This is a genomic window from Pyxidicoccus trucidator, assembly GCF_010894435.1.
Taxonomy (GTDB): Bacteria; Myxococcota; Myxococcia; order Myxococcales; family Myxococcaceae; genus Myxococcus; species Myxococcus trucidator.
Window position 1 is genome coordinate 556,670 of sequence record NZ_JAAIXZ010000001.1, and the last position, 22,807, is coordinate 579,476.

The 22,807-nt window shown below is 70.2% G+C and carries 18 protein-coding genes; 6 read left to right on the top strand and 12 right to left on the bottom strand.

The window, feature by feature from the left end:
• Position 1 precedes the first annotated feature (1 nt).
• The 4 genes from rsmB to G4D85_RS02455 are packed head-to-tail and all read right to left on the bottom strand — an operon-like array spanning position 2 to position 3,815.
• Complete coding sequence (gene rsmB / locus G4D85_RS02440; RefSeq protein ID WP_164007468.1) at positions 2-1,318, bottom strand: 16S rRNA (cytosine(967)-C(5))-methyltransferase RsmB; 1,317 nt, start codon at positions 1,316-1,318, stop codon at positions 2-4.
• Positions 1,315-2,217: a type II 3-dehydroquinate dehydratase gene (locus G4D85_RS02445; RefSeq protein WP_164009050.1), complete on the bottom strand. Its 903-nt coding sequence runs from the start codon at positions 2,215-2,217 to the stop codon at positions 1,315-1,317. Before G4D85_RS02445 ends, rsmB begins: the two co-directional genes overlap by 4 nt.
• 47 nt (positions 2,218-2,264) lie before the next feature.
• Positions 2,265-3,203 (bottom strand): methionyl-tRNA formyltransferase, encoded by a 939-nt coding sequence (gene fmt, locus G4D85_RS02450; RefSeq protein ID WP_164007469.1) that lies wholly within the window; start codon positions 3,201-3,203, stop codon positions 2,265-2,267.
• A gap of 30 nt (positions 3,204-3,233) precedes the next feature.
• On the bottom strand, positions 3,234-3,815 hold the full coding sequence (locus G4D85_RS02455; RefSeq protein ID WP_164007471.1) for a signal protein: 582 nt from the start codon (positions 3,813-3,815) through the stop codon (positions 3,234-3,236).
• Positions 3,816-3,918: 103 nt separating this feature from the next.
• On the opposite strand from G4D85_RS02455, the gene G4D85_RS02460 reads away from it, so the two are divergent.
• Positions 3,919-5,514 carry a HEAT repeat domain-containing protein gene (locus G4D85_RS02460; protein WP_164007473.1) on the top strand — a complete coding sequence of 532 codons (1,596 nt, stop codon included), beginning with the start codon at positions 3,919-3,921 and terminating at the stop codon, positions 5,512-5,514.
• Between the two features lie 127 nt (positions 5,515-5,641).
• Here the strand turns inward: G4D85_RS02460 and G4D85_RS02465 are convergent, their stop codons facing one another.
• The 3 genes from G4D85_RS02465 to G4D85_RS02475 all read right to left on the bottom strand — a co-directional run bounded on the left by G4D85_RS02465 (position 5,642) and on the right by G4D85_RS02475 (position 9,366).
• The gene (locus G4D85_RS02465) at positions 5,642-7,759 is read right to left on the bottom strand and encodes an FUSC family protein (protein WP_164007474.1); all 2,118 of its coding nucleotides are present in this window, start codon (positions 7,757-7,759) and stop codon (positions 5,642-5,644) included.
• Positions 7,756-8,454, bottom strand: a complete 699-nt coding sequence (locus G4D85_RS02470; RefSeq protein ID WP_164007475.1) for a dienelactone hydrolase family protein — start codon at positions 8,452-8,454, stop codon at positions 7,756-7,758. Before G4D85_RS02470 ends, G4D85_RS02465 begins: the two co-directional genes overlap by 4 nt.
• A 213-nt stretch (positions 8,455-8,667) precedes the next feature.
• Positions 8,668-9,366: an AIM24 family protein gene (locus tag G4D85_RS02475; RefSeq protein WP_164007477.1), complete on the bottom strand. Its 699-nt coding sequence runs from the start codon at positions 9,364-9,366 to the stop codon at positions 8,668-8,670.
• Between the two features lie 196 nt (positions 9,367-9,562).
• Between G4D85_RS02475 and G4D85_RS02480 the strand changes: the two genes are divergently transcribed.
• The 3 genes from G4D85_RS02480 to G4D85_RS48760 all read left to right on the top strand — a co-directional run bounded on the left by G4D85_RS02480 (position 9,563) and on the right by G4D85_RS48760 (position 12,057).
• Positions 9,563-10,339, top strand: a complete 777-nt coding sequence (locus G4D85_RS02480; RefSeq protein WP_164007479.1) for an AHH domain-containing protein — start codon at positions 9,563-9,565, stop codon at positions 10,337-10,339.
• 50 nt (positions 10,340-10,389) lie between these two features.
• Entirely contained in the window at positions 10,390-10,974 is a 585-nt protein-coding gene (locus G4D85_RS02485; protein WP_164007481.1) for an imm11 family protein, read from the top strand.
• 348 nt (positions 10,975-11,322) lie between these two features.
• On the top strand, positions 11,323-12,057 hold the full coding sequence (locus tag G4D85_RS48760; RefSeq protein WP_205525388.1) for an SMI1/KNR4 family protein: 735 nt from the start codon (positions 11,323-11,325) through the stop codon (positions 12,055-12,057).
• A 115-nt stretch (positions 12,058-12,172) separates the two neighbouring features.
• On the opposite strand, the gene G4D85_RS02495 is transcribed toward G4D85_RS48760, so the two are convergent.
• The 5 genes from G4D85_RS02495 to G4D85_RS02515 all read right to left on the bottom strand — a co-directional run bounded on the left by G4D85_RS02495 (position 12,173) and on the right by G4D85_RS02515 (position 19,545).
• The gene (locus G4D85_RS02495) at positions 12,173-13,957 is read right to left on the bottom strand and encodes a hypothetical protein (protein WP_164007483.1); all 1,785 of its coding nucleotides are present in this window, start codon (positions 13,955-13,957) and stop codon (positions 12,173-12,175) included.
• A 198-nt stretch (positions 13,958-14,155) separates the two neighbouring features.
• A complete protein-coding gene (locus tag G4D85_RS02500) occupies positions 14,156-15,391 on the bottom strand; it encodes a Kelch repeat-containing protein (RefSeq protein WP_164007486.1) in 1,236 nt (411 codons plus the stop codon).
• Positions 15,392-15,600: 209 nt separating this feature from the next.
• Positions 15,601-16,848, bottom strand: a complete 1,248-nt coding sequence (locus G4D85_RS02505) for a Kelch repeat-containing protein (RefSeq protein ID WP_164007488.1) — start codon at positions 16,846-16,848, stop codon at positions 15,601-15,603.
• A 224-nt stretch (positions 16,849-17,072) separates the two neighbouring features.
• Positions 17,073-18,455, bottom strand: coding sequence for a TerB family tellurite resistance protein (locus tag G4D85_RS02510; RefSeq protein ID WP_164007490.1), 1,383 nt, complete (start codon positions 18,453-18,455; stop codon positions 17,073-17,075).
• Positions 18,456-18,666: 211 nt separating this feature from the next.
• Positions 18,667-19,545, bottom strand: a complete 879-nt coding sequence (locus G4D85_RS02515) for a metal-dependent hydrolase (protein ID WP_164007492.1) — start codon at positions 19,543-19,545, stop codon at positions 18,667-18,669.
• Between the two features lie 274 nt (positions 19,546-19,819).
• Between G4D85_RS02515 and G4D85_RS02520 the strand changes: the two genes are divergently transcribed.
• Entirely contained in the window at positions 19,820-21,673 is a 1,854-nt protein-coding gene (locus G4D85_RS02520; protein ID WP_164007493.1) for an HSP90 family protein, read from the top strand.
• Entirely contained in the window at positions 21,673-22,788 is a 1,116-nt protein-coding gene (locus G4D85_RS02525; protein WP_164007495.1) for a hypothetical protein, read from the top strand. The genes G4D85_RS02520 and G4D85_RS02525 overlap by 1 nt, the downstream gene beginning before the upstream one ends.
• Positions 22,789-22,807 lie beyond the last annotated feature (19 nt).

The window sequence follows — 22,807 nt, forward strand, 5'->3', positions numbered from 1 at the left end:
GTCAGTAGAGCTTCCGGAGCCGCGCGGCGAAGAACCCGTCGAAGCCCTCCGGCCCCGGCAGCGTGCGCAGGTACGCCTGCGCCATCGGCAGCTTGAGCCCCGGCAGCACCGGCGGCTCCGCCGTCCACTCCGGGTGGCTGCGCAGGAACATCTCCACCTGGTCCTGCGCCTCCTGCGCCTCCACCGTGCACACCGCGTACACGAGCAGGCCCCCGGCGGGCACCGCCTCCTGGCAGTTCTCCAGGATGCGCCGCTGGAGCGTGGCCAGGCGGGACAGGTCCTCCTCCTTGCGGCGGTAGCGCAGCTCCGGGTGGCGGCGCAGCGTGCCCAGCCCCGAGCACGGCGCATCCACCAGAATCGCGTGGAACTCACCCCACGCCTCCGGGAAGGGCTCCGCGGCGTCGTGCGCGTGGGCCTTCAGCCGCTCGGAGAGGCCGAGCCGCTTCGCCTCGGCGTCAATCTTGCGGAGCTTGTTGGCGTGCAGGTCCACCGCCACCACCTCGTGCGACTGCGCCAGGTGGCAGGCCTTGCCGCCCGGCGCGGCGCACGCATCCAGCACGCGCGCCGACTCCGGAATCGCGCCGTAGACGCCGACGAGCTGCGCGGCCTCGTCCTGCACCTGCCACAGCCCTTCCGCGTAGCCGTACACGTCCTCCACCCGGCCCACGGGCGGCAGGGTGATGCCCACGGGCGACACGGTGGTGGCCTTCGCCTCCACGCCCGCTTCCTGGAGCTGGGCGAGCAGCGCGTCGCGCGTCACCTTCGCGGTGTTGGCGCGCACCACCACGGCCGGGGACTGGTTGTTCGCCACCAGCATGGACTCGGCGCGCTCGCGGCCGAACTGGCGAATCCACCGCTCCACCAGCCACTTCGGGTGGCTCTCGCGGATGGACAGGTGCTCCACCGCGTTCGACTCGGACGGCAGCGGCGGGCCGGGCAGCTCCGCCAGCTTGCGGAGGATGGCGTTGGTGAAGCCGGCCGCGCGAGCGAGCCCCACCTCCTTCAGCGCCTGCACCGTCTCCGCCACCGCCGCGCGCGCGGGGATGCGGGTGTGGAAGATTTGGTAGGCGCCCACGCGCAGCGCGGCGAGCACCTTGTCCTCCAGCGCGTCCAGCTTGCGGTCGGCGAAGCGGGTGATGGCGTAGTCGAGCGCGAGCTGCCGACGCGTGCTGCCGTAGGCCAGCTCGGTGACGAGCGCGGCGTCGCGAGGGTCCTTGGGCGGTGACTCGGACAGCAGCGTGTCCAGCACCACGTTGAGGTACGCGTCCGTGGCGCGGACGCGCGAGAGCACCTGGATGGCGAGTGCGCGGGCGTTCATCCTTCGTCCAGCCGGGTCAGCAGGTCCACGAGCTGCTCATCCGAGAGCTTCGACGCGGGGAGGGTGGAGAGGGTGAGGCTCTGGAGGCTCTCCTCCAGCAGCTCCCGGTGGCCGCTCTCGGCGGGCGCGCCCCGCTGGACGGCCTGGTACTGCGTGCGGGCCCAGGCCGCGAGCTCGGCCGGGGTGAGCTTCCCCGCCAGCCGGTCGGAAATCTTCTGCCGCACCAGCGCCCGCGTGAGCAGGTCCGACGCCAGCGTGAGGGACTTCGAGCCCCGGCCCAGCGTCTTGCCCGGGCGGGCCTCCTCGGCCTCCTCCTTCTCGGGGACCGACTTGCGGCCCAGCGTCTTCGTCGTCCCACCGGCTTCCACGGCGCGGGCCAGGGACTGCGCGGGCGAGTTCGAGGACTTCACCAGCGCCACGGGCCCGCCCTTCCGGGCCGGCTCGTCCTTCTTGCGGCCGAGCGACTTCTTCGGCCCCGCCTGCTCCGTCGTGAAGACGCCGCTGGCGAAGGTCTCCAGTGCCTGGAGGTACGGCTCGAAGCCGCCCTGCGTGCCGTGCACCTGGAGGACGCACGCCTCGCCCACCACGGACTCGCGGGCCGGAGGACGGAGGAGGACCTCAATCGCGGGCAGGCCCACCGCCTCCAGCCCGTCCTTCAGCGCGTACGAGCCGAAGAGGCCGGCGGGGTTGATGAGGATGCCATCCACCTCCTCGCGCTCGGCGGCGAGCGTGTCCAGCAGCACGCCCTCGTGGTTGGACTGGACCACCTTCAGCTTCAGCTCCAGCTCCTTGGCGCGCGCCTCGAGCGCGGCGTCCAGGTCCGACAGCTTCTCCCCGGACATGCCGTCGCGCACGCCCAGCAGGTTCAGGTTCGGCCCATGCAGCACCAGCAGTCTCATGCCCATCCCCGCTTGCCCTCGTTGAGTTCCAACACCGCCTGCCCCCGCTAGCTCGCGCTGAAGGGAAAGCCGCCGGTCGCCAGCTTGTGCCCCGACAGGAAGTCCGCCGCGCTCATCACCCGCTTGCCCTCCGGCTGGACCTCCAGCAGCACGAGCGAGCCCTCGCCGCACGCCACCTCGATGCCGTCCTGGTTGGCCGCCAGCACCGCGCCGGGCGCGCCCGTGCTCCCGGCCGCCCGCATCCGGTGCACCTTGAACAGCTTCCCACCCAGCGTGGTGAAGGCCCCGGGCCACGGGGTGAAGGCACGCAGGCGCCGCTCCAGCTCCACCGCCGGCTTCGTGAAGTCCAGGCGGCCCTCGTCCTTGTCGATGATGGGGGCCAGCACCACGCCCTCGGACGGCTGCGTCACCGGCTTCAGCTCCCCGCTGAGGTACTTCGGCAGGGACTCGCGGAGCACCTCGCCTCCGAGCGCGGCCAGCTTCACGTGCAGAGACGCGCTCGTCTCGTCCGCGCCAATCGGCAGCCGCTTCATGGCCAGCACCGGCCCGGTGTCCAGGCCCTCGTCCATCACCATCAGCGACACGCCCGTCTCCGTGTCACCGTGGGCGATGGCCCACTGGATGGGCGCGGCGCCCCGGAAGCGCGGCAGCAGCGAGGCATGGACGTTGACGCAGCCCATGGGTGGAAGCTCCAGGATGTCCTTGGGGAGGATGCGCCCGTACGCCGTGACGACGCAGACGTCCGGGTTGAATTTGCGCAGCTCCTCGGAGAACGGCGGCGTGCGCAGCTTCACCGGCTGCAGCACGGGCACTCCGCGCGACAGGGCCAGCTCCTTCACCGGCGGCGCGGCCAGCGTGTTGCCGCGGCCCTTGGGCTTGTCCGGCTGGGTGACGACAGCCACCACGTCGCCCAGCTCGAAGCAGGCGGCGAGCGACGACACGGCGAACTCCGGCGTGCCCATGAAGATGATGCGGGGTCGACTCATAGGGGGTGCGCTTCTCCTGCTCCGGGCGACTCAGGCCACGGACTTGAAGGTTCCGCCAGTGGGATTGTCCACTGCCTGACGCTTGCGGGTATGCAGCGCGGACAGGGTGTCCAGCGCCTCACGGGCCTCCGCGGTGGTGGCCACGCCCTTGAGCGCCGCCAGGGCGGACTCCAGCGCGTGGGCCTCCTCGGCCTCGCGCTGGCGGATGCGGTCGAAGGCCTCGCTGAAGCGCTCGAAGAAGCGCTTCAGCTCATCCCCTTTGCGCAGGGGCCTCATCCGGGGGTAGCGCCCGGCCGCCAGCGCCGCCACGTAGAGGCTCATCACATGGACGGGGCCGGCCACCCGGTGAGTGAAGAGCAGCCCGAACAGCCCCAGCGCCACGGCCGTGCCCACCGTCCCCAGGCCCGTCAGCCACAGCAGCGTCTCTCCACCGTCCATGCCCGAGGCCACCGCCGACACGTGGACGCGGTGCGCCAAGAGCCCGAACACGAGGATGCTGCCCGCGCCAATGCCGGAGAGCAGCAGGATGTATTTGAGCTGGAACTCCCGGTCGAGGATGTACTGCCGGCGGGCGTAGGTGGGGCGCGACGCCTTCTGGATGTCGTCGGACATGTCGTTGACCAGCGTACCCCAGGAGACCTGGGTGGTTTGCTTCCTTCGTCACAAGAGGTTTACTCGGAAGACAAGGCAAACCCGCAGACACAAAGGAGACCGCATGGCCCGCTCTCTCGCCGCGTTGTGTGTCGCGCTCTCGTTCCTCACGCTGGCAGGTTGTAAGGGGGACCCGGCAAGTCCGGAGTACTGGGAGGCGAACATCCAGCAGTCGCGACGCCCGGAGGACCGGGTCCGCATGGTGGAGGCGCTGCGCTCCTCGGGGAAGCTGAACGAGTCCTTCCTCCCCATGCTGCACCAGCAGCTCTCCTCCGAGAAGAAGCCGGAGGTGCGGGCCGCGCTGGCCCGGGCGCTGGGAGACGTGAAGCACGCCTCCTCGGTGGAGCCGCTGAAGGCGGCGCTGGACCCCGCCGCCGGGGACATGTCCGCGCAGCTCGCCAACAAGGCGATGGTGACGACGCTGGGCGCCATCGGCGACACGCGCGCGGTACCGGCGCTGGTGCCCCTGCTCCGCGCGAAGGACAACTACACGCGCATCGAAGCCGTCCAGGTGCTGGGCGCGATGAAGGCGCAGGAGGCGGTGGAGCCGCTCATCGCGCTGGCCACGGACGAGAGCGTGGAGCCCTTCCTCAACAAGAAGGCCATTGAAGCGCTGGGCAACATCGGCGACCCGCGCGCGGCGCCCGCCCTCATCCGGATGCTGACGAAGGAGCGCAAGGGCAAGTCCTTCTACGTGGAGAGCTCCTACGCGCTGTTCCAGTTGGGCCAGCCCGCGGCGGACGCGCTGCTCCCCGCGCTGGAGGGCCGCGACGCGGAGCTGCTGAAGTGGGCCCAGTCCAACGGCGTCAACCCGGCCAGCTACGCGATGAAGGCCGCGACGGTGCTGGGAGACCTGCGCGAGAAGCGCGCGGTGGGGGCGCTGCTGAAGCAGCTGTCCTTCACGCACTCGGACGCGCAGATTCAGGCGCTGGTGCGGATGCAGGCGGCGGACGCGCTGGCGCGCATCCGGGCGCCGGAGGCGGTGAAGCCGCTGGCGGCCCTGGTGTCGGAGACGGACCCCACGGTGCGCGACGCCTACGTGCAAGCCCTGTCGCGGCTGGGCGGGCGGGACGCGCTGCCGGCGCTGGAGAAGGCGGCGGGCACGGGCGACTTCGACTCGCGGGAAATCGCGGTGCGGGGCCTGGCCATGCTGGGTGACGCGCGCGAGCTGCCGATGCTGCAGAAGCTCATCGCCGCCGAGCCGGCGCGCACCGCGGCCGACTGCAAGAAGACGGGCGAGGAGGGCTGCGACGACGCGGCGGGGCTGGGCAAGAAGCGGGCGGACCAGCTGGCGAAGAACCTGAAGCTGCTGGAGGCGGCGCAGGCGTGCACGGGCAACGCGGGCTGCTGGGTGCAGCGCATGGAGAAGGCGGACCCGTTGATGCTGGAGCGGGCGGCGCTGGAGGTGGGGCGCTCCGGCTCGGCCGAGCACGCGGCGGCGCTGGCCGCGCGGGTGGGCGAGCGCAACACCGAGTCGCGCCTGGCCGTCATCCTCGGGCTGGGCTGGCTGCTGGAGGGCTCGCCGGACGCGGCCAAGAAGGTGCGCGAGGCGTCGCTGCCCGCGCTGCGCAAGCAGCTCCAGGAGGAGCAGGGCATGACCCAGTTCGTCACTGTGAATGAGGACCTGCGCCGGCTGGTCGCGCGCATCGACCGCACCTGAGCGCGAGTGGCCGCGAACCGCTCACGCGCGCAGCGTGGGCGGTGAACCACGTCGGGCGTGCGGAGGGCAGCCACGCACCGCTGGCGGTGACTCACATCTGGTGTGCGGAGGGCAGCCACGCACCCGCTCACGCGAGCAGCGTGGACGGCAGCCGCTCCGCCGCGCGGTGCAGCACGGAGAGCTGGCGCACGACCCGCTCCACCTGGGTGCGGGACAGCGCGTCCGTGTCCACGGGGGGTGCCTCCGGGGGTAGTGGGGCTGGGACGCGCCGCTGCTCCACCGCCGTGGCCAGCTCGTCCAGCACGCGGGCGGTGTAGCGCGCCACGGGCTCCAGGTCCGGAGCGCCGGGCCCGCGCCGGCTGGAGGACAGCGCCGTCACCGCCGACGTCAGTCGCCGCGCATAGGTGAGCAGGGCCATGACGGGCTCGAGCTGCTGTGCGGGCCCGCGCCACTCGGAGAGCATCCGCTGAAACGAAGCCTCAGCGGAGTGCAGAGCCAGGCCCATGCGCCGCCGGGCGTCGCGCACGGCGGGCTCGGCATCGGAGCGTGAGGCGACCACCTGGCGCAGGTAGTCGCGGTCCGCGCGAAGGGCGCTGGCCACCTCCTCCGGGAAGCGCAGGTGCTCCGGACTGGGCCACAGCAGCCTCGCCCCCACGAGCGCGAGCGCGCCCCCCAGCAGCGTGTTGACGATGCGCACCCCGGCCAGGTCCCAGTCGCCCGTCTGGAGCTCGGCGAGCAGCACCAGCGCCGGGGTGAGCAGCACCTGGAACGCGGGCAGGCTGATGGGCTGCACGCTCATGGCGACGGCGAACAGCACCATGATGGCCACCAGGATGACGACGGGGTCTCGCACCAGCACGACGAGCCCCGCCGCCAGGGCCGCGCCCAGGAGGGTGCCCGCCACGCGCTGCAGGCTCCGCTGCAACGTGAGCCCCGAGTACGGCTGGAGGACGATGATGACGGTGATGATGACCCAGTAACCGTGGTCCAGCCCGAGCCCACGCACGAGCGCGGTGGCCAGCGCCGCGGAGACGCCCAGCCGCAGCGCGTGACGGAAGATGACCGACCTGGAGTCGAGGTTCTCTCGCAGCGGCTCCAGGAGCGAGCGAGAGGGAGCATCCTCGGAGCGGGGCGCCAGCGGGAGCGCCTCCGGCACCGGCGTCCCCTCCTCCAGCCGCGCGGCCACGTCGAGGAGCACCTGGGTGTACTCATGCAGCCGGCCCAGCAGCGCATGCGCGTGGGCATATGCGACGCGTGCCGGCTCGGGCAGGGGCGCCTCGGCCTCGAGCATCTCCAGGGCGTGGCGCACCCGCTCGGGACCACAGACCTGTCGCGCCTGCACGACCTCGCCTTTCTCCAGGGCCAGGGCGATGCTGCGCGTATCGGCGGCCAGCTCCGACAAGGCGCGCTGCACCTCGGCGCGGAGGGCCAGGTAGCGGGGCTCGCGGGGCGCCATCTCCAGCGTCTCCGTCAGCGCGACGAGCAGGGGCACCAGCGCGTCGGCGCCTTCGCGCAGCACGATGAGATGCTCGCCACGCCCGCTCTCCCCGACCCGGCTCCTCCGGGTGGAGGCGAGGACGGAGCTGGCGGTCTCCAGGGCCTGACGGATGCGCGGCTCCCAGGGCACCGCCGGCACCGTGAACGCGGAGCTCGCCGGGCCTTCGAGGGGCCAGCGCCCGACCTCGTCCGCGCGCTCCGACAGCACGTCGTAGCAGCGGGCGATGGACAGGCGCGCGGGACGGTAGGGACGCAGGGGCCACAACAGCAGCGCGAGCAGCATCGCCCAGGCGCCGCCCACCACGAAGAGGCCCGACCGCACCAGGGCTCCGGTGAAGTCCTGCGCGGGGAGCGAGAGCGACACCACGAAGTAGTTGGCGAGCACCACGGCCATGAAGCCGGGCGTGTCACCGTAGGAGCGGGCGAAGCCACAGGCCGTCACCCAGCACAGCGTCAGCGCGACGGCGGCCCAGGCCGGCAGGTGGGTGGCGGAGATGAGCCCCACCACCGCACCGAGCAGCGTCGTGGCCCCCATCGCGAGGGCCCTGTCCCGGTAGGGCCCGCCACGGTCGACGAGGGTGACGAAGAGCCCCGCCAGGCCCACCCAGGTGGCCGCCGGCAGGTGCAGCGCGGCGGCCGCCGCCATGGGGACTCCGACGGCGAGCGCGGCGCGAAGTCCGGCCCCTATCGCGGGCCTCACGGGCTCGACGTGGAGGAAGGACTGGAGCTGGCGCCGCAGCGGACTCATGGGGCGGAGGGCTCACCCGTCCATTCCAGGACTCCGGGGCCGGCGGCGGCCCGGAAGCAGTCGGAGAACCAGGCCGAGGCCAGGCGCGCGGCGGCGGCAAGGGGGCCATCCTCGGGGAAGCCCCGGCTGGCGCCCTCGATGAGCTGCAGGGCCTTGCGCGTCTTCAGCGCGTCGAACACGCGGCGGTTGAGCGCCACCCGGTCCGCGTCCTCCGCCGGGGCGAGCAGCAGCGTGGGAGCGCGCAGCTCGTGAAGGAACTCGCCGGCCATGTCGGGTCGGCCTCCGAAGGTGACGATGGCCTGGACACCGTAAGGCTGGTGCGCGGCGGCCACGAGCACCGCCGCGGCCCCCAGGCCCGCGCCGAGGTAGCCCACCGGCAGCAGCGACAGGGCGTCATCGCGCTGGAGCCAGTCGCGGGCGACCTCCAGGCGGTGGGCGACGAGCTCCACGTTGGAGCCCTCGCGCAGCGTCCACTCCTGGGCCATCTCCTCCTCGGCCGTGCGGAGCCCCAGCTTCAGCGTGGCCACCCCCGCGGCATGGAGGACGCGGGCAACGTGCACGCTTCGGCGGCCGTCCTGTCCGGCACCATCCGTGGCGAGCACCACGAGGCCCGAGGCCCGCTCGGGCACCGAGAGCTGGCCTTCGAGCAAGCGCCCGGCGACACCGATCTCCACGTCACGGTCGTGTACGCGCATCCACGCTCCTTCCGACGCGCGCACCGCGCGTGCCCGGACCTGCCCCTTGAAAGTGGTGGCAGCGGGCGCTCCCGGCTGGAGCATCCTCCCCGGGTGCAAGGCGGGCGGGCAGCCGTGCGCCAGGCGCCAGGGCGTGCTCCCGCTCAGCGGGCTTCATGTAACGAGGACTGCCCGGCGCTGCCAGGCATCCGGGCGAGCGCCCGCAGCGCCGCGTCAGCGCCGCCCGTGAGCCTGCGGACCCTGCTCCTCGTAGGGCTGGACCACGACGAAGCCCTCTCCTTCGAAGTGCAGCTGGAAGGCCTCGCCACTGCCACGGCCCACCAGGGTCCTCAGCTGGATGTCTGTCTTCAGCTGTGGCTCCAGATGGCCGGACCAGGCCACGGTGGCATTGGGGTCCGTCACCACGGGCTTGCCCGGCCTCACGCGCAGGGTGAGCGGCTGGCCGTGGCTGGTGACGGCCACCATCCCCTGCCCTTCCAGGCGCACGTTGAACAGGCCCCCGGCCATCATCGCGCCCATGCGGCGCATCATCCGGATGTCCCAGGCGATGCTGTCCTCGAAGGCGAGCAGGTCGTTGCCGTTGACGCATACGGCCTCGCCCTGCAGGCCGAGGATGGAAATCACCTTGCCGGAGTCCGCCAGGTACACGCGCCCCACGCCCTCCGCCTTGGTGAGGTTCGTCCCCTCGCCGGTGAAGGAGCGCTTGAACCAGCGCCAGAAGCCGTGCTCGAAGGCGCCCTCGCGCCGGAACTTCACGCCACCCTGGTAGGCCACCATGGACCCCGTCTTGGTCCACACCCGCCCGCGCAGGTTGACCTCGAGCATGTACCGGCTCTCCAGCTCGAAGACGCCCTGGTTCTGGTCCTTCTGCGCGGTGTCCTGCACGAACTGCTCGAGCGAATAGCGGCTCATTGCCTCTCCATGGATGAAGCCGCCATCAAGCCCGAGTCCCAGAGCGCTGTCAGCCCCGGCGACGCAGAAGCCAAGTGTAGCGTCTCCGGCGCGAAGTGGACAAGGGTTCCACCGCCATGCAAGCCTCGACAAGACATGAAGTGACAGAGACACATTTCACCGCAGGAACACCCCCACCCGCTGTTCGTAGGGCGCCATGCCTGAAATCGGTGAACTCGCAGACATCAACGCAGAAGATGCCGCCAACGACGACAAGTGCCCCTTCTGTTACAAGAAGGCGCACGCCTTCGACGACAAAGCGGCGGAGCCCGACCCCCAGGTCAAGAGCAAGCCCAGGAATCTCAGGTGCAACGTCGTTCCGGGTGGCGCCGCAGGCAGTCATACGACGGCGCAGCACCATCTCATCTCAGCCAAGCAGTGCTATGAGCGGGTCCGACGACTCGTCCGCATGGCGAGCATGGTCGGTTACGACATCAACGCACCGGCCAATGGGATCGGCCTGCCAACGATCTGGAATCCCTACAAGGGCAAGAAGTATGCGGACCTCGACGACAAGGAAAAGCAGCGGGTTGCGAACAACGTCATGAAGCAGACCGGCGCCCAATGGCATGTCGGGCACCACGCCTTCGAGGTCGCGATCCCTGACAACTGGCATGACGATGCGGAAGCTGATGATCAGGAGCAACCCCACCTCGCGTCCTATGACACCGAGGTGATCAACCAGTTGCTTGCCCTCCTCCAGAATTGGCTCGATACGCCGCCATGCGGCGACGAGGAGAACCACAAGGGGCTCATCAAGGACCTGAACGCGCTCAGCGACGTCATCAAAGAGAAGCTCCAGCATTTCGCTACGCCCATGCCCTGGTATAGCGCCCCCTACTTCGTGTCCGATCGCGCATTCCGCTATGCAGGCACGGAGTTCGATGAGGCCCAGTCAAGCGTGCAGCCGAAGAAGAAGGTCAAGCTCGGCTGACTCGATGAATCCACGTGTCGCATGTCGCCCCGGCCGGTGAGGACGCTTTGGTGAATCACTACCTGCTGCAGCAAGATGTCTACATCCGTGGAACCCTTGCACTGGGAGCAGTCCCCCCCGACATGGATCCGGTCGAGTGGATTCAGGGCAAGAAGCTCCCTGACATCCCGACTCCTGTCACGCTCGAGCTCTCCCCTGCCAGCGGCACCTTCCTCACCGACATCATCCTTTCCTTCTTCCCTGTCTTCTCCAGCCGGCTCAAGGATGCGCTGGCCGGAGCCGGGGTGGACAACATCGACTATTACGAGTGCCGCCTGCGCCACCCAACCAGTGGCCTGATGAAGGAAGTCTACTGGCTCGCGAACGTGCTCGGGCGCATCCGGTGCGTTGACCTCGACAAGAGCACCTATATTCCACGGCCCTCTGGGCGAGGTGGCACGTTGAAACAGTTCGTCGTCGATGAAAAGGCGACGCACGGTCTCAACTTCTTCCGCCTGTATGAGCAGTCCACGCTCATCGTGATCTCCGAGCCCGTGAAACGGCACCTCGAAGGCCTGGGGCTCGAAGGTCTCTATCTGCCTGCGACGGAGGACTACACGGGAACAGTCGGGGGTTCGCGGTTCAACACGCGCTGAGCTGCATGACCCAGGCGGAGGCCCTTGGCTGTCAACCACCGTGTGGCCTGTAGAGCGACAGCAAAACTGCCCTCTCCGGGTGTGGATCTGGAACTGAGCACTGGATGATGGAGCCCTGCTCAGTGGCATCACCGAGCGGTGGTTCCACAGCGGCAAGGGGCGGACTGAAGGACTGGTCGAGCACCTCCGGAGTGACCGGGAGGCGCCAATCACCAAGTCCTTTGGCCACGGAGAGAGCGTCCCTCCGTGCGGGTCCTGCAACATCATTCTGCCTTTGATGCTCTGCGCCAAAGGCAAGGAAGGGGAGAAGAAATGCCAGCACAAGAAGAGCAAGGCGTAGAGGCCGCGATGGAAGAACTGCTGCTAAGGGTCGTGCCTGGACTCGCTGAGCAGTGGAAGGGCGTCACGCCCGATGCGATCGCACGAATCGAGCAGATTGCGGGCCGCCCCCTGCCTTCCTTCTATCGTTGGTTCCTGAGCCGCATGGGGCTGAGCATGGGGCATCTGGCCTATCCGACTCTCGACTTCTCGGCGCAGCGTGTGCTTGAGCGTTACGCCGAGGAATGGGTCGAGCCTCATCCAGGGCTGCTGCTGATCGCGCACGACTCAAAAGAGATGATGCCCACTTCGCTGTTCTACGACCTCGACGCGCCGGCACGCGGCGATGCGCTGGTGGCGGCGAAGGAGGAAGGAGCCGACGAGACTGACCTCTACGAAAGGTTCGAGACCTTGCGCGAGATGCTGGCGTGGGGCGCGCTATCCAGGTTCCGGCTGGACAAGATGCCACAGCAGTGCGGTGGTACTTTCAGTGGTGACCCTCCAGACATCCTCTCCCTCGTCGAGCCGGTGATGAGCAGCCTTGGCTTCAAGCAGCCGGTCTCCACTGGCCCCTACTGCGGACTGTATGAACGAGCCGATGCGGTCATGACCTGCAAGGGAATGCCGAGGCATGGACTCGACAGGGTGCGGTCCTTCGAGTTCGGAGGTGGCGACGCCGGAGTCCTCAGGAAGATCCTCGGTGAAATCGCAGCGGTATCCTCGCTGAAGGTCAAGGTCACCGAGTGGACTCCCGCGCTCGCGTGAAGCGTCAGGCGATTCATCCGCCAGGGAGCGGTGCACCGCCAGGCACCTGTGAGGTCCCGCTCCAGACGCCCCTCCGCCGGGATTCGAGGCGAAGGGGCACCGGCGCACCGTGTTCTCAGTACGGCCAGAAGCGCGTCACGAAGGGAGCGGACCCGGACTGCCCCGAGACGGTCCGCTCGCCCGCCACCCGCAGGAAGCCCTCCGCATCCAGCGCCGCGGTGGTGGGCGTCTCCTCTCCGGGCAGGTCGGTCCGGTGCGAGCGAAGGACACTCGCTCCATCCGCCGACACGTGGATGACGCCGAGTCCGGAAGCGCCCTCGCCATTCCAGCTCCGGGTGGCGAGGACCAGCTCCCCGCCCGGCAGCACCGCGGTGCCCACCGCCGAGTCCTTCACCCCGGTGAACCCCGCATTCACGTAGCGATAGCCAGACTGATTGAAGGTCGTGTCCTCGTCTCCTTTCGAGGTCACCCGCACCAGGGCGGCCATCATGTTTCCATTGGAGAAGTCCGCCCGGCCTCCCACGAGCAGCTTTCCGTTGGGCAGCAGGTGCAGCGTCCGGGGCTTGATGTCGGGCGAGAGGTAGGACGAGAAGAAGGAGAAGCTCGAGTCCCGGGTACCGCTGGCGTTGAAGCGCACCAGCGCCAGGGTGTTGCTGCTATCCGTCGAGGTCCCCATCACCACGACCTTGCCATCCGCGAGGATGACGACTCCCAGTCCGTCTTCGTCCCCACCCTCGTCCGCCCAGGCCACGCCATCACTGCTGAAGGTGGTGTCCGCGACGCCAGTCGGCGTGAGGCGCATCACGAGCAGGTCCAGGTCGGTGTTGTCCGCCGTGCCCGCGCCCACGATGTTCCCGCTCGAATCCACGGCGACCGCGTGCAGGGTGGCGATGCCCGTGGTCATCTGGAAGGTGCGCACGCCGGTGCCGCCGAAGGTGGTGTCCGGAGCGCCGGACGCGGTGTAGCGGGCGAAGAGCGCGCTCTGCCTCTGCGGGCCCGAGCAGGTGTTCGTGCCGGAGATGGCGCCTCCCGCGACGAGGATGCGCCCGTCCGACAGCACCGTGACGGCATCCACGTAGTCGTCCGAGTCGCAGATGTCGCTGACGACAACGCCCTGCGTGCCGAAGGAGGTGTCTGGCGTTCCATCCGCGAGCAGGCGCGCCACCAGCACATCCCTCTGTCCGGTGGTGCCGGTGGAGCCCACGAGAATCCACTTGCCGTCCTGCTGCACGGCCATGGCGTTGATGCTCACCTCCGGGTGACCGAGCGCGGGAGCCACGACGCCGAGGGTGCCGAAGGAGCTGTCCAGCGCGGCCTGCCCGTGCTGGATGTCCAGGGTCACCGTGTGCTCGACGCGCTCTCCCCCGCCAACCCCCACCAGCTTGACGGGGAAGCGGCCGTAGGTGGCGAACTCATCCGGGATGAAGGTGAGTGACGCTGAGCTCTCCGTTCCGGGAATGACCAGGGGCAGCGCATCCCGGGTCGTCACGTGAGCGGGGATGTCCTCCACCGAGAGGGAGACGTCCCCGGTGAACGCCGGCTGGCGCGACACATGGGCGCCAAACCCCGTGGCGGAGGTCGGGTTGAAGGAAATCGTGTACTCGGAGGGCGCGCCCAACGTGAAGACGGAGGGCGGCGGCTCGCCGGCATCCGGGGTGGGCTCGGTGCCACCGTCAGGCTCGGTGCCACCGTCCGAATCGCCGCCACCGTCAGGCGTGCCTCCCGCGTCCGGACGCACCTGGCCGGCGTCGCGTGCGGGTGGAGGGGAAGGCTCTTCGCTGCCACAGGCCACCGTCCCCATGCTCACCGCCGCCAGGGCGAAGGCCACCAGGAGGCGGAAGGGCGTGGAACGGGCGCCAGCAGCAAGGGGGACGGGAGACGACGGGTCGGAGCTGTGCATGCCCGCCGGGATAAATCGAGACACGGCCTGGCCGAAAGGGCTGAAACACCTGAAACATCATTTCTTCTTCCGCCCAGGCCCACGGCACCGACAGGTCGCCCGTCTCGCTCCGGGTGGCGAGGACAGCCTCCCGAGGCCGTACGCACCCCGGGTGGAGGCCTCGTGCTGCTCCGCGGTGATGCCCCCCCGGTCGAGTCCTCAGGGCGTGAACAGCTCCGCGGATGAATGGAAGGGTCGCCCGCCGACCACGAGCACCTTGCCCGAGGGCAACATCGTGGCGGTGTGGCTCATGCGCGGGATGGAGAGGGAGCCGGTGCGGTTCCAGGAGGCCGACACCGGGTCGTAGACCTCCGACGCGGCGGTGGGCATGGGTGAAGGCGCTTCCCCATGGGTCACCCCACCTCCCGCGATGAGCACCTTGCCCGACGGCAGCAGCACGGCCGGCTGGAAGTGACGCTTCTGCGAGAGCTGGCCGGTGTCGGCCCAGGTGCCTGTCTCCGGGTCATACAGCTCCGCCGAATCCAGGCTCAAGCCACCACGACCGCCCGCCACCAGCACCGTGCCCGACGGCAGCAGCATGGCCGAGTGATCTCCGCGTTCGTGGACAAGCGTGCCGGTCGAAGCCCAGGTGCCGGTCTCCGGGTCGTACACCTCCGCCGTCTGGAGAAACCATTCAGCTCCCCGGCCGCCCGCCACCAGCACCTTGCCCGAGGGCAACAGCGTGGCGGTGTGGCCCTGGCGGCCCATGGCAAGGGTGCCAGTGGAGGTCCAGGTGCCTGGCCCCGGGTCGTACAGCTCCGCGCTCGCCACCGGCCCCTGGTCGCGGCCCGTGTAGCCACCCACCACCAGCACCTTGCCCGAGGGCAGCAGGGTGGCCGTGTGCCGGGTGCGCGCCGTGGTGAGGCTCCCGGTGGCGCTCCACTCGCGCGTCTCCGGGTCATACACCTCCGCGCTGGCGAGGCTACCGACGGTGGCGTGAGCGCCGCCCGCCACCAGCACCTTGCCTGAAGGCAGTCGCGTGGCCGTCGCCGAGGAGCGCTCCGCCGCCATGGTGCCGACGGAGGTCCAGGTGGCGGTCTCCGGATTGTAGAGCTCCGCGAGAGCACTGAAGCCGCCCACCACCAGCACCTGGCCGGAGTCCAGCAGCGTGGCCGTGTGGTCAGCACGGCTGAGGCGCAGGCTGGCGGTGGGAACCCACGTCGAGCAATCCGGAGCGCCTACCGGGAGCGCCACGGAGGCCGAGAGGCCAAGAGCATTGGTGGCGGTGACGGTGGCGGTGGCGGTGAGGGCATGCGGCACACAGCCGATGACCTCGAAGAGGACCTCACTCGTGATGGGGGTCGTCTCCACGACGCTCACGCTGCCGACATTCGACTCCCAGGAGAAGCTCAGCTCGCTGTGCTGTGGGTCCCTCGCGGCGACCAGGAGGTTCACCTGGGTGCCCGTCCCGACAGTTGAAGGCCTGGGCACCCGGGTGAAGACGGGCGGCTGCGGCCCGCCCGCATCCAGAGCGCCTCCGTCTGGCTCACACTGCGCCGGGTCGCCCTTGCACCGCTCGCCGCAACCCGCGACAAAGAATACCAACGCGCCAACGCACAGGATTTGTCTGTACACGAAGGTTCCCATCACCCTTTGCAGACACCTCAGGGACTGAACAGCTCCGCCGGCGCCGGTGTATCGCTACCGTCGACCTCCCATGTTGTACCGCCGACCAGGAGCACCTTGCCCGAAGGCAACAGCGTGGCGGTGTGGCGTGCGCGCCCCCGGTCGGAGTTGCCGGTGCTGTTCCAGGCGCCCGACACCGGGTCGTAGACCTCCGACTGATAGGTGGTCCAGGGCTGGCCATCGTCCGGCTCGAACACACTGCCGCTCGCGACGAGCACCTTGCCCGAAGGCAGCAGCGTGGCCGGCACGTCATAACGCCCCCGGGAGAGCTGGCCGGTGTCGGCCCAGGTGCCTGCCTCCGGGTCATACACCTCCGCCGAGCTCAGACCGAAGGCCCTGTGGCCTCCCGCCACCAGCACCTTGCCCGACGGCAGCAGCACGGCCACGTGCTGGGTGCGCGCCGTGGCGAGGCTGCCGGTCGAACTCCAGGTGCCGGTCTCCGGGTCGTACAGCTCCGCCGTCTGGAGATACTCCGCACCGCCCAGGCCGCCCGCCACCAGCACCTTGCCCGAGCTCAACAGCGTGGCGGTGTGGCCCTGGCGGCCCATGGCGAGGTTGCCGGTGGGAGTCCAGGTGCCCGGCTCCGGGTCGTAGACCTCCGCCGTGCCAGCTGACGCATCATCGGAGCCGCCCACCACCAGCACCTTGCCCGAGGGAAGCAGGGTGGCCGTGTGCCGGGTGCGCGCCGTGGCGAGGCTGCCGGTGGCGCTCCACTCGCGCGTCTCCGGGTCATACACCTCCGCGCTGGCGAGGCTGCCGAGGCTGCCATGAGCGCCGCCCGTCACCAGCACCTTGCCCGAAGGCAGTCGCGTGGCCGTCGCCGAGGAGCGCGCCGTGGCGAGGCTGCCGACGGCGGACCAGGTGGCCGTCCCCGGCTCGTAGAGCTCCGCGAGAGCACTGAAGCCGCCCACCACCAGCACCTGGCCGGAGTCCAGCAGCGTGGCTGTGTGGTCAACACGGCTGACGGCTGGCGTGGCGGTGAAAATCGAATTCCCGCACTCCCGAACGCCCAGCGGGAGCCGCACGGTGGTCGAGAGGTCGTAGGCATTGGTCGCCGTCGCCGTGACGGTGGCGGTGAGGGCATGAGGCATACAATCGCGGCTTTCGAAGAGGACCTCACTCGTGTTGGGGGTCGTCTCCACGACACTCACGCTGCCGACGTTCGCCTCCCAGGAGAAGCTCAGCTCGCTGTGCTGCGGGTCCTGCGCGGCGACCAGGAGGTTCACCTGGCCATTGACAGCTGAAGGCCTGGGCACCCTGACGAAGACGGGCGGCTGGGGCTCGCCCCCATCCGGCGTGCCCGAGTCCAGAGCGCCTCCGTCTGGCTCACACCGCGCCGGGTCGCGCTTGCACCGCTCATCGCAACCCGCGACAAGGAATACCAACGCGCCAACGCACAGGATTTGTCTGTACACGAATGTTCCCGTCCCCCGCCAGGAAGAGCCGGCCCTCACCCTGCCTCGCGCTCCGGCACCAGCTCGTCATTGTCCGCGTCGACAGGCTCCGAGTCCTGGAACGAGCTGGGCAGCAGGCTGAAGGGCAGCACCTTGGCCAGCGCGGCCAGCAGCAGGATGCCTCCGGGCGCCGCGAAGATGGCGAGCGCGGGAATAGCCTTGGCCACGTCGATGAGCTGCGCACGCATGCGCTTGCGCTCCTCGCTCGTGAGCTTCTGCCCCCGCCGCGCCACCTTCGTCAGCAGCACCGCCAGGTCGCCCGTCTCGCGGACCTCCTGCATGAGCCGGTGGAAGTTCTTCTCCAGCGTCTCCTGCATGCCGGACACCAGGTCCTCGCCCATGGCGCTCGCCGCGTCGGACACGGTGAACACGTCCACCAGCGAGCGGTGCTGCGCGTAGAACTCGGCCATCTCCAGCTCCAGCCGGTGCAGCTCCGCATTGGGAACGTGGAGCGCGTCCGCCAGCTCGTTGATGAAGACGCGCTCGCGCCGCGTGCGCCGGCCGTCCACCAGCGCCGCCAGCAGCGTCTGCTCCAGCAGGAAGTGCCGCATGTCCACGCTGCGCACCTGCTTCACCACGTCCCGCACGGAGCGCCGCCGCTCGAAGGACTGCTTCACCGCCGCCTTCAGCTCCGACTCCATGGCGGACGGCAGCCCCAGGTCCTCCACCTGCCTCAGAATCGCCCGGCGCGCCGGAGGCCCGGGCAGGCGGTCCACGCACGCCAGCCCCGTCAGCACGTCCACCAGCAGCGCCTTCTGCTTCGCCGCGAAGTCCAGCCGCCGCTGCGCCCGCTCCCGCTGGAAGCGCCCGCTGGAGAAGTAGTCGATGGCCTGCCGGCAGAAGAGCTGCGCGTCCGCGTACTGGGCCCCGTTGTGCAGCACCAGCCCGTACACCGGGTCACCCGCCAGCGTGGGCTCGCGCTTGCGCAGCGCGGCCTCCACCTTGCCCACCAACCGCCTGGGCACCGCGCTCCCGGCGGCCAGCCGCGCGTCGAGCGCATCCGCCAGGTCCAGCTCACCCGTCAGCACCGCGAACAGCAACAGGAGTTGGTCCCCACGAGGCCCCGCGGGCGCGTCCACCAGATGCGCCAGCTCCATCGCCAGCCGCGCCAGCGTCTTCACCACCGCGCGGAAGAGCTGCTCCTCCAGCGCGCGGGCCTGGAACTCGGTGGGAGGCGCCACGTCCATTGGCGCGGGTGCGTCCGCGGGAGTGCCGTACAGCAGCCCGCTGGCGCGCAGGGTGCGGCGCAGGTACGCCCGGGCCCGGGCGCGGCCAGACCCCAGCGACGCGGCGGACGGCTCCAGCGCGGGCGCGCTCGCGGAGGCCATTGCCTCGTCCAGGAGCGGGACGAGCCACCCCGCCTTGCTGAAGTCCAACACCGGAACACCCCCTCACCCGACACCTGCACCGGGGAGCAGTGAGGCCGGATGTAACCCAGCCGCCCGCCGGTTTCCACCCGACCCACGGCCGAGCCCGTTGCCCACACGTCAGCGGCCTGGTACCGGCGATGCTACGAGGCCCAAGGAACCGCGAGCCCGCGAGCCCGCGAGCCCGGACGACGGCCCGGGCCCGCGGACCTGGGGAAAAGGACTACAGGGCGGTGGCCTTGCCGACCTCCAGGTCGACCACCTTGGCCGGGCCGCGCAGCTTCTTCAGCTCACCCCGCAGTGCGTCGGGGTTGCCCTGGAGGAGGGGGAAGGTGCCGTAGTGCATGGGGACCACGGTGCGCACCTTCAGCAGCCGGGCGGCGTGGGCGGCCTCCGTCGGGCCCATGGTGAAGTGGCCGCCGATGGGCAGCATGGCCACGGTGGGCTTGAACTGGGTGGCGATGAGCCCCATGCCCTCGAAGGTCCCGGTGTCGCCCGCGTGGTACAGCGTGGGCCCGTTGTCGATGACCACCACGAAGCCCAGCGGGGCGCCGGCGTACTGGGCCGGGCCCTTGGGGTCGGCCGAGTAGCTGCTGGAGTGCACCGCCTCCACGAGGTGGAGGGTGGCGTCCTTCACCTTGAAGGTGCCGCCCGCGTTGGCGCCCACCGCCTGGGCCTCGGGCAGCCCGAGCAGGTTGATGAGCTCGAAGGAGCCGAACACCTTCGCGCCCGTCTTCTGGGCCAGCGCCTTCGTCTCACCTACATGGTCGAAGTGGCCGTGGGTGACGAGGATGGCGTCCAGCGCCTCCGGCTGCGCCGCCCCCTGGGGCGCCTTGGGGTTGGTGAGCCACGGGTCGATGGCAATCACCGCCCCGCCCGGGGTGCGCACCACGAAGGCCGCGTGCCCCCACCACGTCACCTCCGTCTTCCCCTTGGCCGCCGCCGGGGCCTTCGCGCCCGGGGCGGGCTTCCCCGGGGCGGGAGTGCCCTGGGCCGGCGTGGGCTGCGCCGGAGTGCCCTGCGTCGGGGTGCCCTGCGCCGCCGCCGTCCCCGAGAAGGCCACCAGCGCCCCCACCACCACTGCCATGAGCTTCGTCCGCATACGTGTCCGCTCCTGTACGTCGAGATGTCGACCTGCCGCCGTGGTGCCTGGAGGCACCCCACGGCCCGGCCGCCGCTTGTCATTCCCCGGGCGACCATTCAAGGGCCTGGAGCCCCCGCCTGCTCCCCGGAGGACACATGCTCCCCCCGGAGGCGCGGCTCAAGCTCGAATCGACTGTCGATACGACGAGCACCCGGGCGGACGGAGGGACTCCCGGGAGGACTGAGCTTCCTTTCCCGCCGGGGGCGGCCACGCGCTAACGTCCCCCGCTGCCGTGGACCACCGATTCCAAGTCAGCCTCCGCGGGGTCATCGACCTCCTGTCGCACCACCTGTACAGCTCGCCGGGGGTGTATGTCCGCGAGCTGCTCCAGAACGCCACGGATGCCATCCGCGCGCGCCAGCTCCTGGAGCCCGGACACACGGGCACCGTCCGGCTGGAGTTGATGGAGAAGCAGGATGGCAGCCCTCCCACCCTCCTCTTCAGCGACGACGGCGTGGGGCTGACGGAGGACGAAATCCACCGCTTCCTCGCCACCATCGGCGAGTCCTCCAAGCGCGAGGCCCTGGCCGCCCGCCGCAACGACTTCATCGGCCAGTTCGGCATCGGCCTGCTGTCGTGCTTCATGGTGTGCGACGAGCTGCTGGTGGTGACGCGCTCGGCGCGCGGGGACGGACGCACGCTGGAGTGGCGGGGACGGCACGACGGCACCTACGCCGTGCGGGTGTCCGAGCACCCGCTGGAGCGGCCGGGCACCCAGGTGTTCCTGATGGCCCGCCCGGGCGTGACGGAGTGGTTCGTCCCCGAGCGCCTGCGGCAACTGGCCCGGTACTACGGCAGCCTGCTCCCCTTCCCCATCCAGCTCACCGCGGGCGGCCACACCGAGCGGCTCAACCCGGACGGCCCGCCCTGGCGCCGCGAGTACGAGAGCGTGTCCGAGCGGCGCAAGGCGCTGCTGGACTACGGGCGCGAGGTGTTCGGCACGGACTTCATCGACTGCATCCCCCTGCGCTCGACGGCAGGCGACGTGGACGGGGTGGCCTTCGTGCTGCCGGCCTCGCCGCACTTCAACGCGCGGCAGAAGCACCGCGTGTACCTCAAGCACATGCTGCTGTCGGAGAGCGCGGAGAACCTGCTCCCGGAGTGGGCCTTCTTCGTGAAGTGCGTGGTCAACGCCAACGCCCTGCGCCCCACCGCCAGCCGCGAGTCCTTCTACGAGGACGAGTCCCTGGCGCTGGCGCGCGAGGCGCTGGGCCAGGGCCTGCGCGCGTACCTGGTGGAGCTGGCGCAGGAGGACCCGCGCGCGCTGCAGCGGCTGATTGCCCTGCACGGGCTGAGCGTGAAGGCGCTGGCGCTGGACGACGACGACTTCTACCGGCTGGTCATCAACTGGCTCCCCTTCGAGACGTCGATGGGGGTGATGACGCTGGCGGATTACCGGCGCGCGCACCCGGTGGTGCGCTACACGCCCACGCTGGACGGCTTCCGGCAGGTGGCCCGGGTGGCGGGGGCGCAGGGGCTGTGCATCATCAACGCGGCCTACACGCATGACGCGGCGCTGCTGGAGAAGCTGCCGCACGTGGTGCCGGACGCGCAGGTGGAGCCCTTCTCGGCGGCGGACCTGCCGCAGAGCTTCGAGGAGCTGACGCTGGACGAGCGCGAGGCCGTCTTCCCGCTGCTGCGCATGGCGGAGCGCGTGCTGGCGCCGTTCCGCTGCGGCGTGGTGGTGAAGAAGTTCTTCCCGTCGGAGGTGCCCACGCTCTACAGCTCGGACGCGGAGGGCGCCTTCCGGCGCGACGCGGAGCGGGCGCGCGAGGAGTCCGACGACCTGTATGCCGGGGTGCTCGAGGGCGTCATGGCGGCGGCGGGCGGAGAGCTGGCGCAGCTGTGCTTCAACCTGCACAACCCGGTGGTGCGGCGGCTGGCGGCCGTGACGGACCGGGAGGTGCTGAAGCTCTCGGTGGAGATGCTCTACGTGCAGGCGCTGCTGCTGGGACACCACCCGCTGAACGCGCAGGAGATGGCGCTGCTGAACCAGGGACTCCTGGGGCTCATCTCCGCACAGCTCGGAGGCGGGGACGACGGAAGCGACGGCGGCGGGGGCCCGGGCTCGCGGGGGTTCCACTGATGTCCGGCGACTGGCGCGAGCAGGCGCAGGGGCTGTGGGAGCGCGCGGACGGACTGGAGCCCGGCGAGGGCAAGGTGCGGCTGCTGGAGGAGGCGGTGCGGCTGGCGGACGCGCACGCGGACACGGGCATGGGGTACATGCTGCGCGACTCGCTCATCGACGCGGCGACGTTCGGCGGCTTCCCTGACAAGGCGCTGGTGGCCTTCGCGTGGTGCCGGGGCCAGCAGAAGAAGGACCCCAAGCGCTTCGACCCGGAGGGGATGTTCTGGAAGCAGAAGTGGGTGGTGGGGCGCATCAAGGAGTTCCCGCACATCACCCGCAGGCAGATTGTCGACGCGCTGGACGACGTGGAGCAGTGCTTCACCAAGGCGGACGCGGGGAAGCGCGCGGTGCTGAAGATGCGCTACCAGGCGGCGCGGGACATGGGCGACGAGGCCGAAGCGGACCGTCTGTGGGCCGCGTGGCTGGAGGCGCCGAGGGACCACCTCACGGACTGCCGGGTGTGCGAGCTGGACGACGAGCTGGACCGGCACGTCGACAAGGGCGAGTGGGCGCAGGCGCTGCGCAAGGCGAAGCCCATCCTGGAAGGCCGGCAGGCGTGCGCGGAGATTCCGCACCTCACCTTCGGCACGCTCCTGTATCCGCTCTTCAAGCTGGGGCAGCTGGAGCAGGCGCGGGACGTCCACCGGCGTGGCTACGCGATGGTGGCGAAGAACCGCGAGTTCCTGGCCACGGTGGGCGAGCACCTGGAGTTCCTGGCGCTGACGGACAACCTGTCGCGCGGGCTGACGCTGCTGGAGAAGCACCTGGGCTGGGCGCTGGACCACCCGAGCTTCAGGGACCGCTTCGCCTTCTTCGCCTCGGCCGCGTTCCTGCTGGAGCGCATCCTCGCGGAGGGCAGCCGCGACACGGTGAGCCTGCGGCTGACGAAGGCGTTTCCCGAGTACCGCGCGGACTGCGGCTACGAGGTGAAGGCGCTGCACGCGTGGGTGCACGGGCAGGCGCGGGACATCGCCTCGCGGTTCGACGCGCGCAACGGGACGGAGCGCTTCTCACGGCTGCTGGCGCGCAACCGGGTGCTGGCGGACGAAGTGCAGCCCTTCGTCCTGGACTGAGCGGGCGCGACGGCCCGCC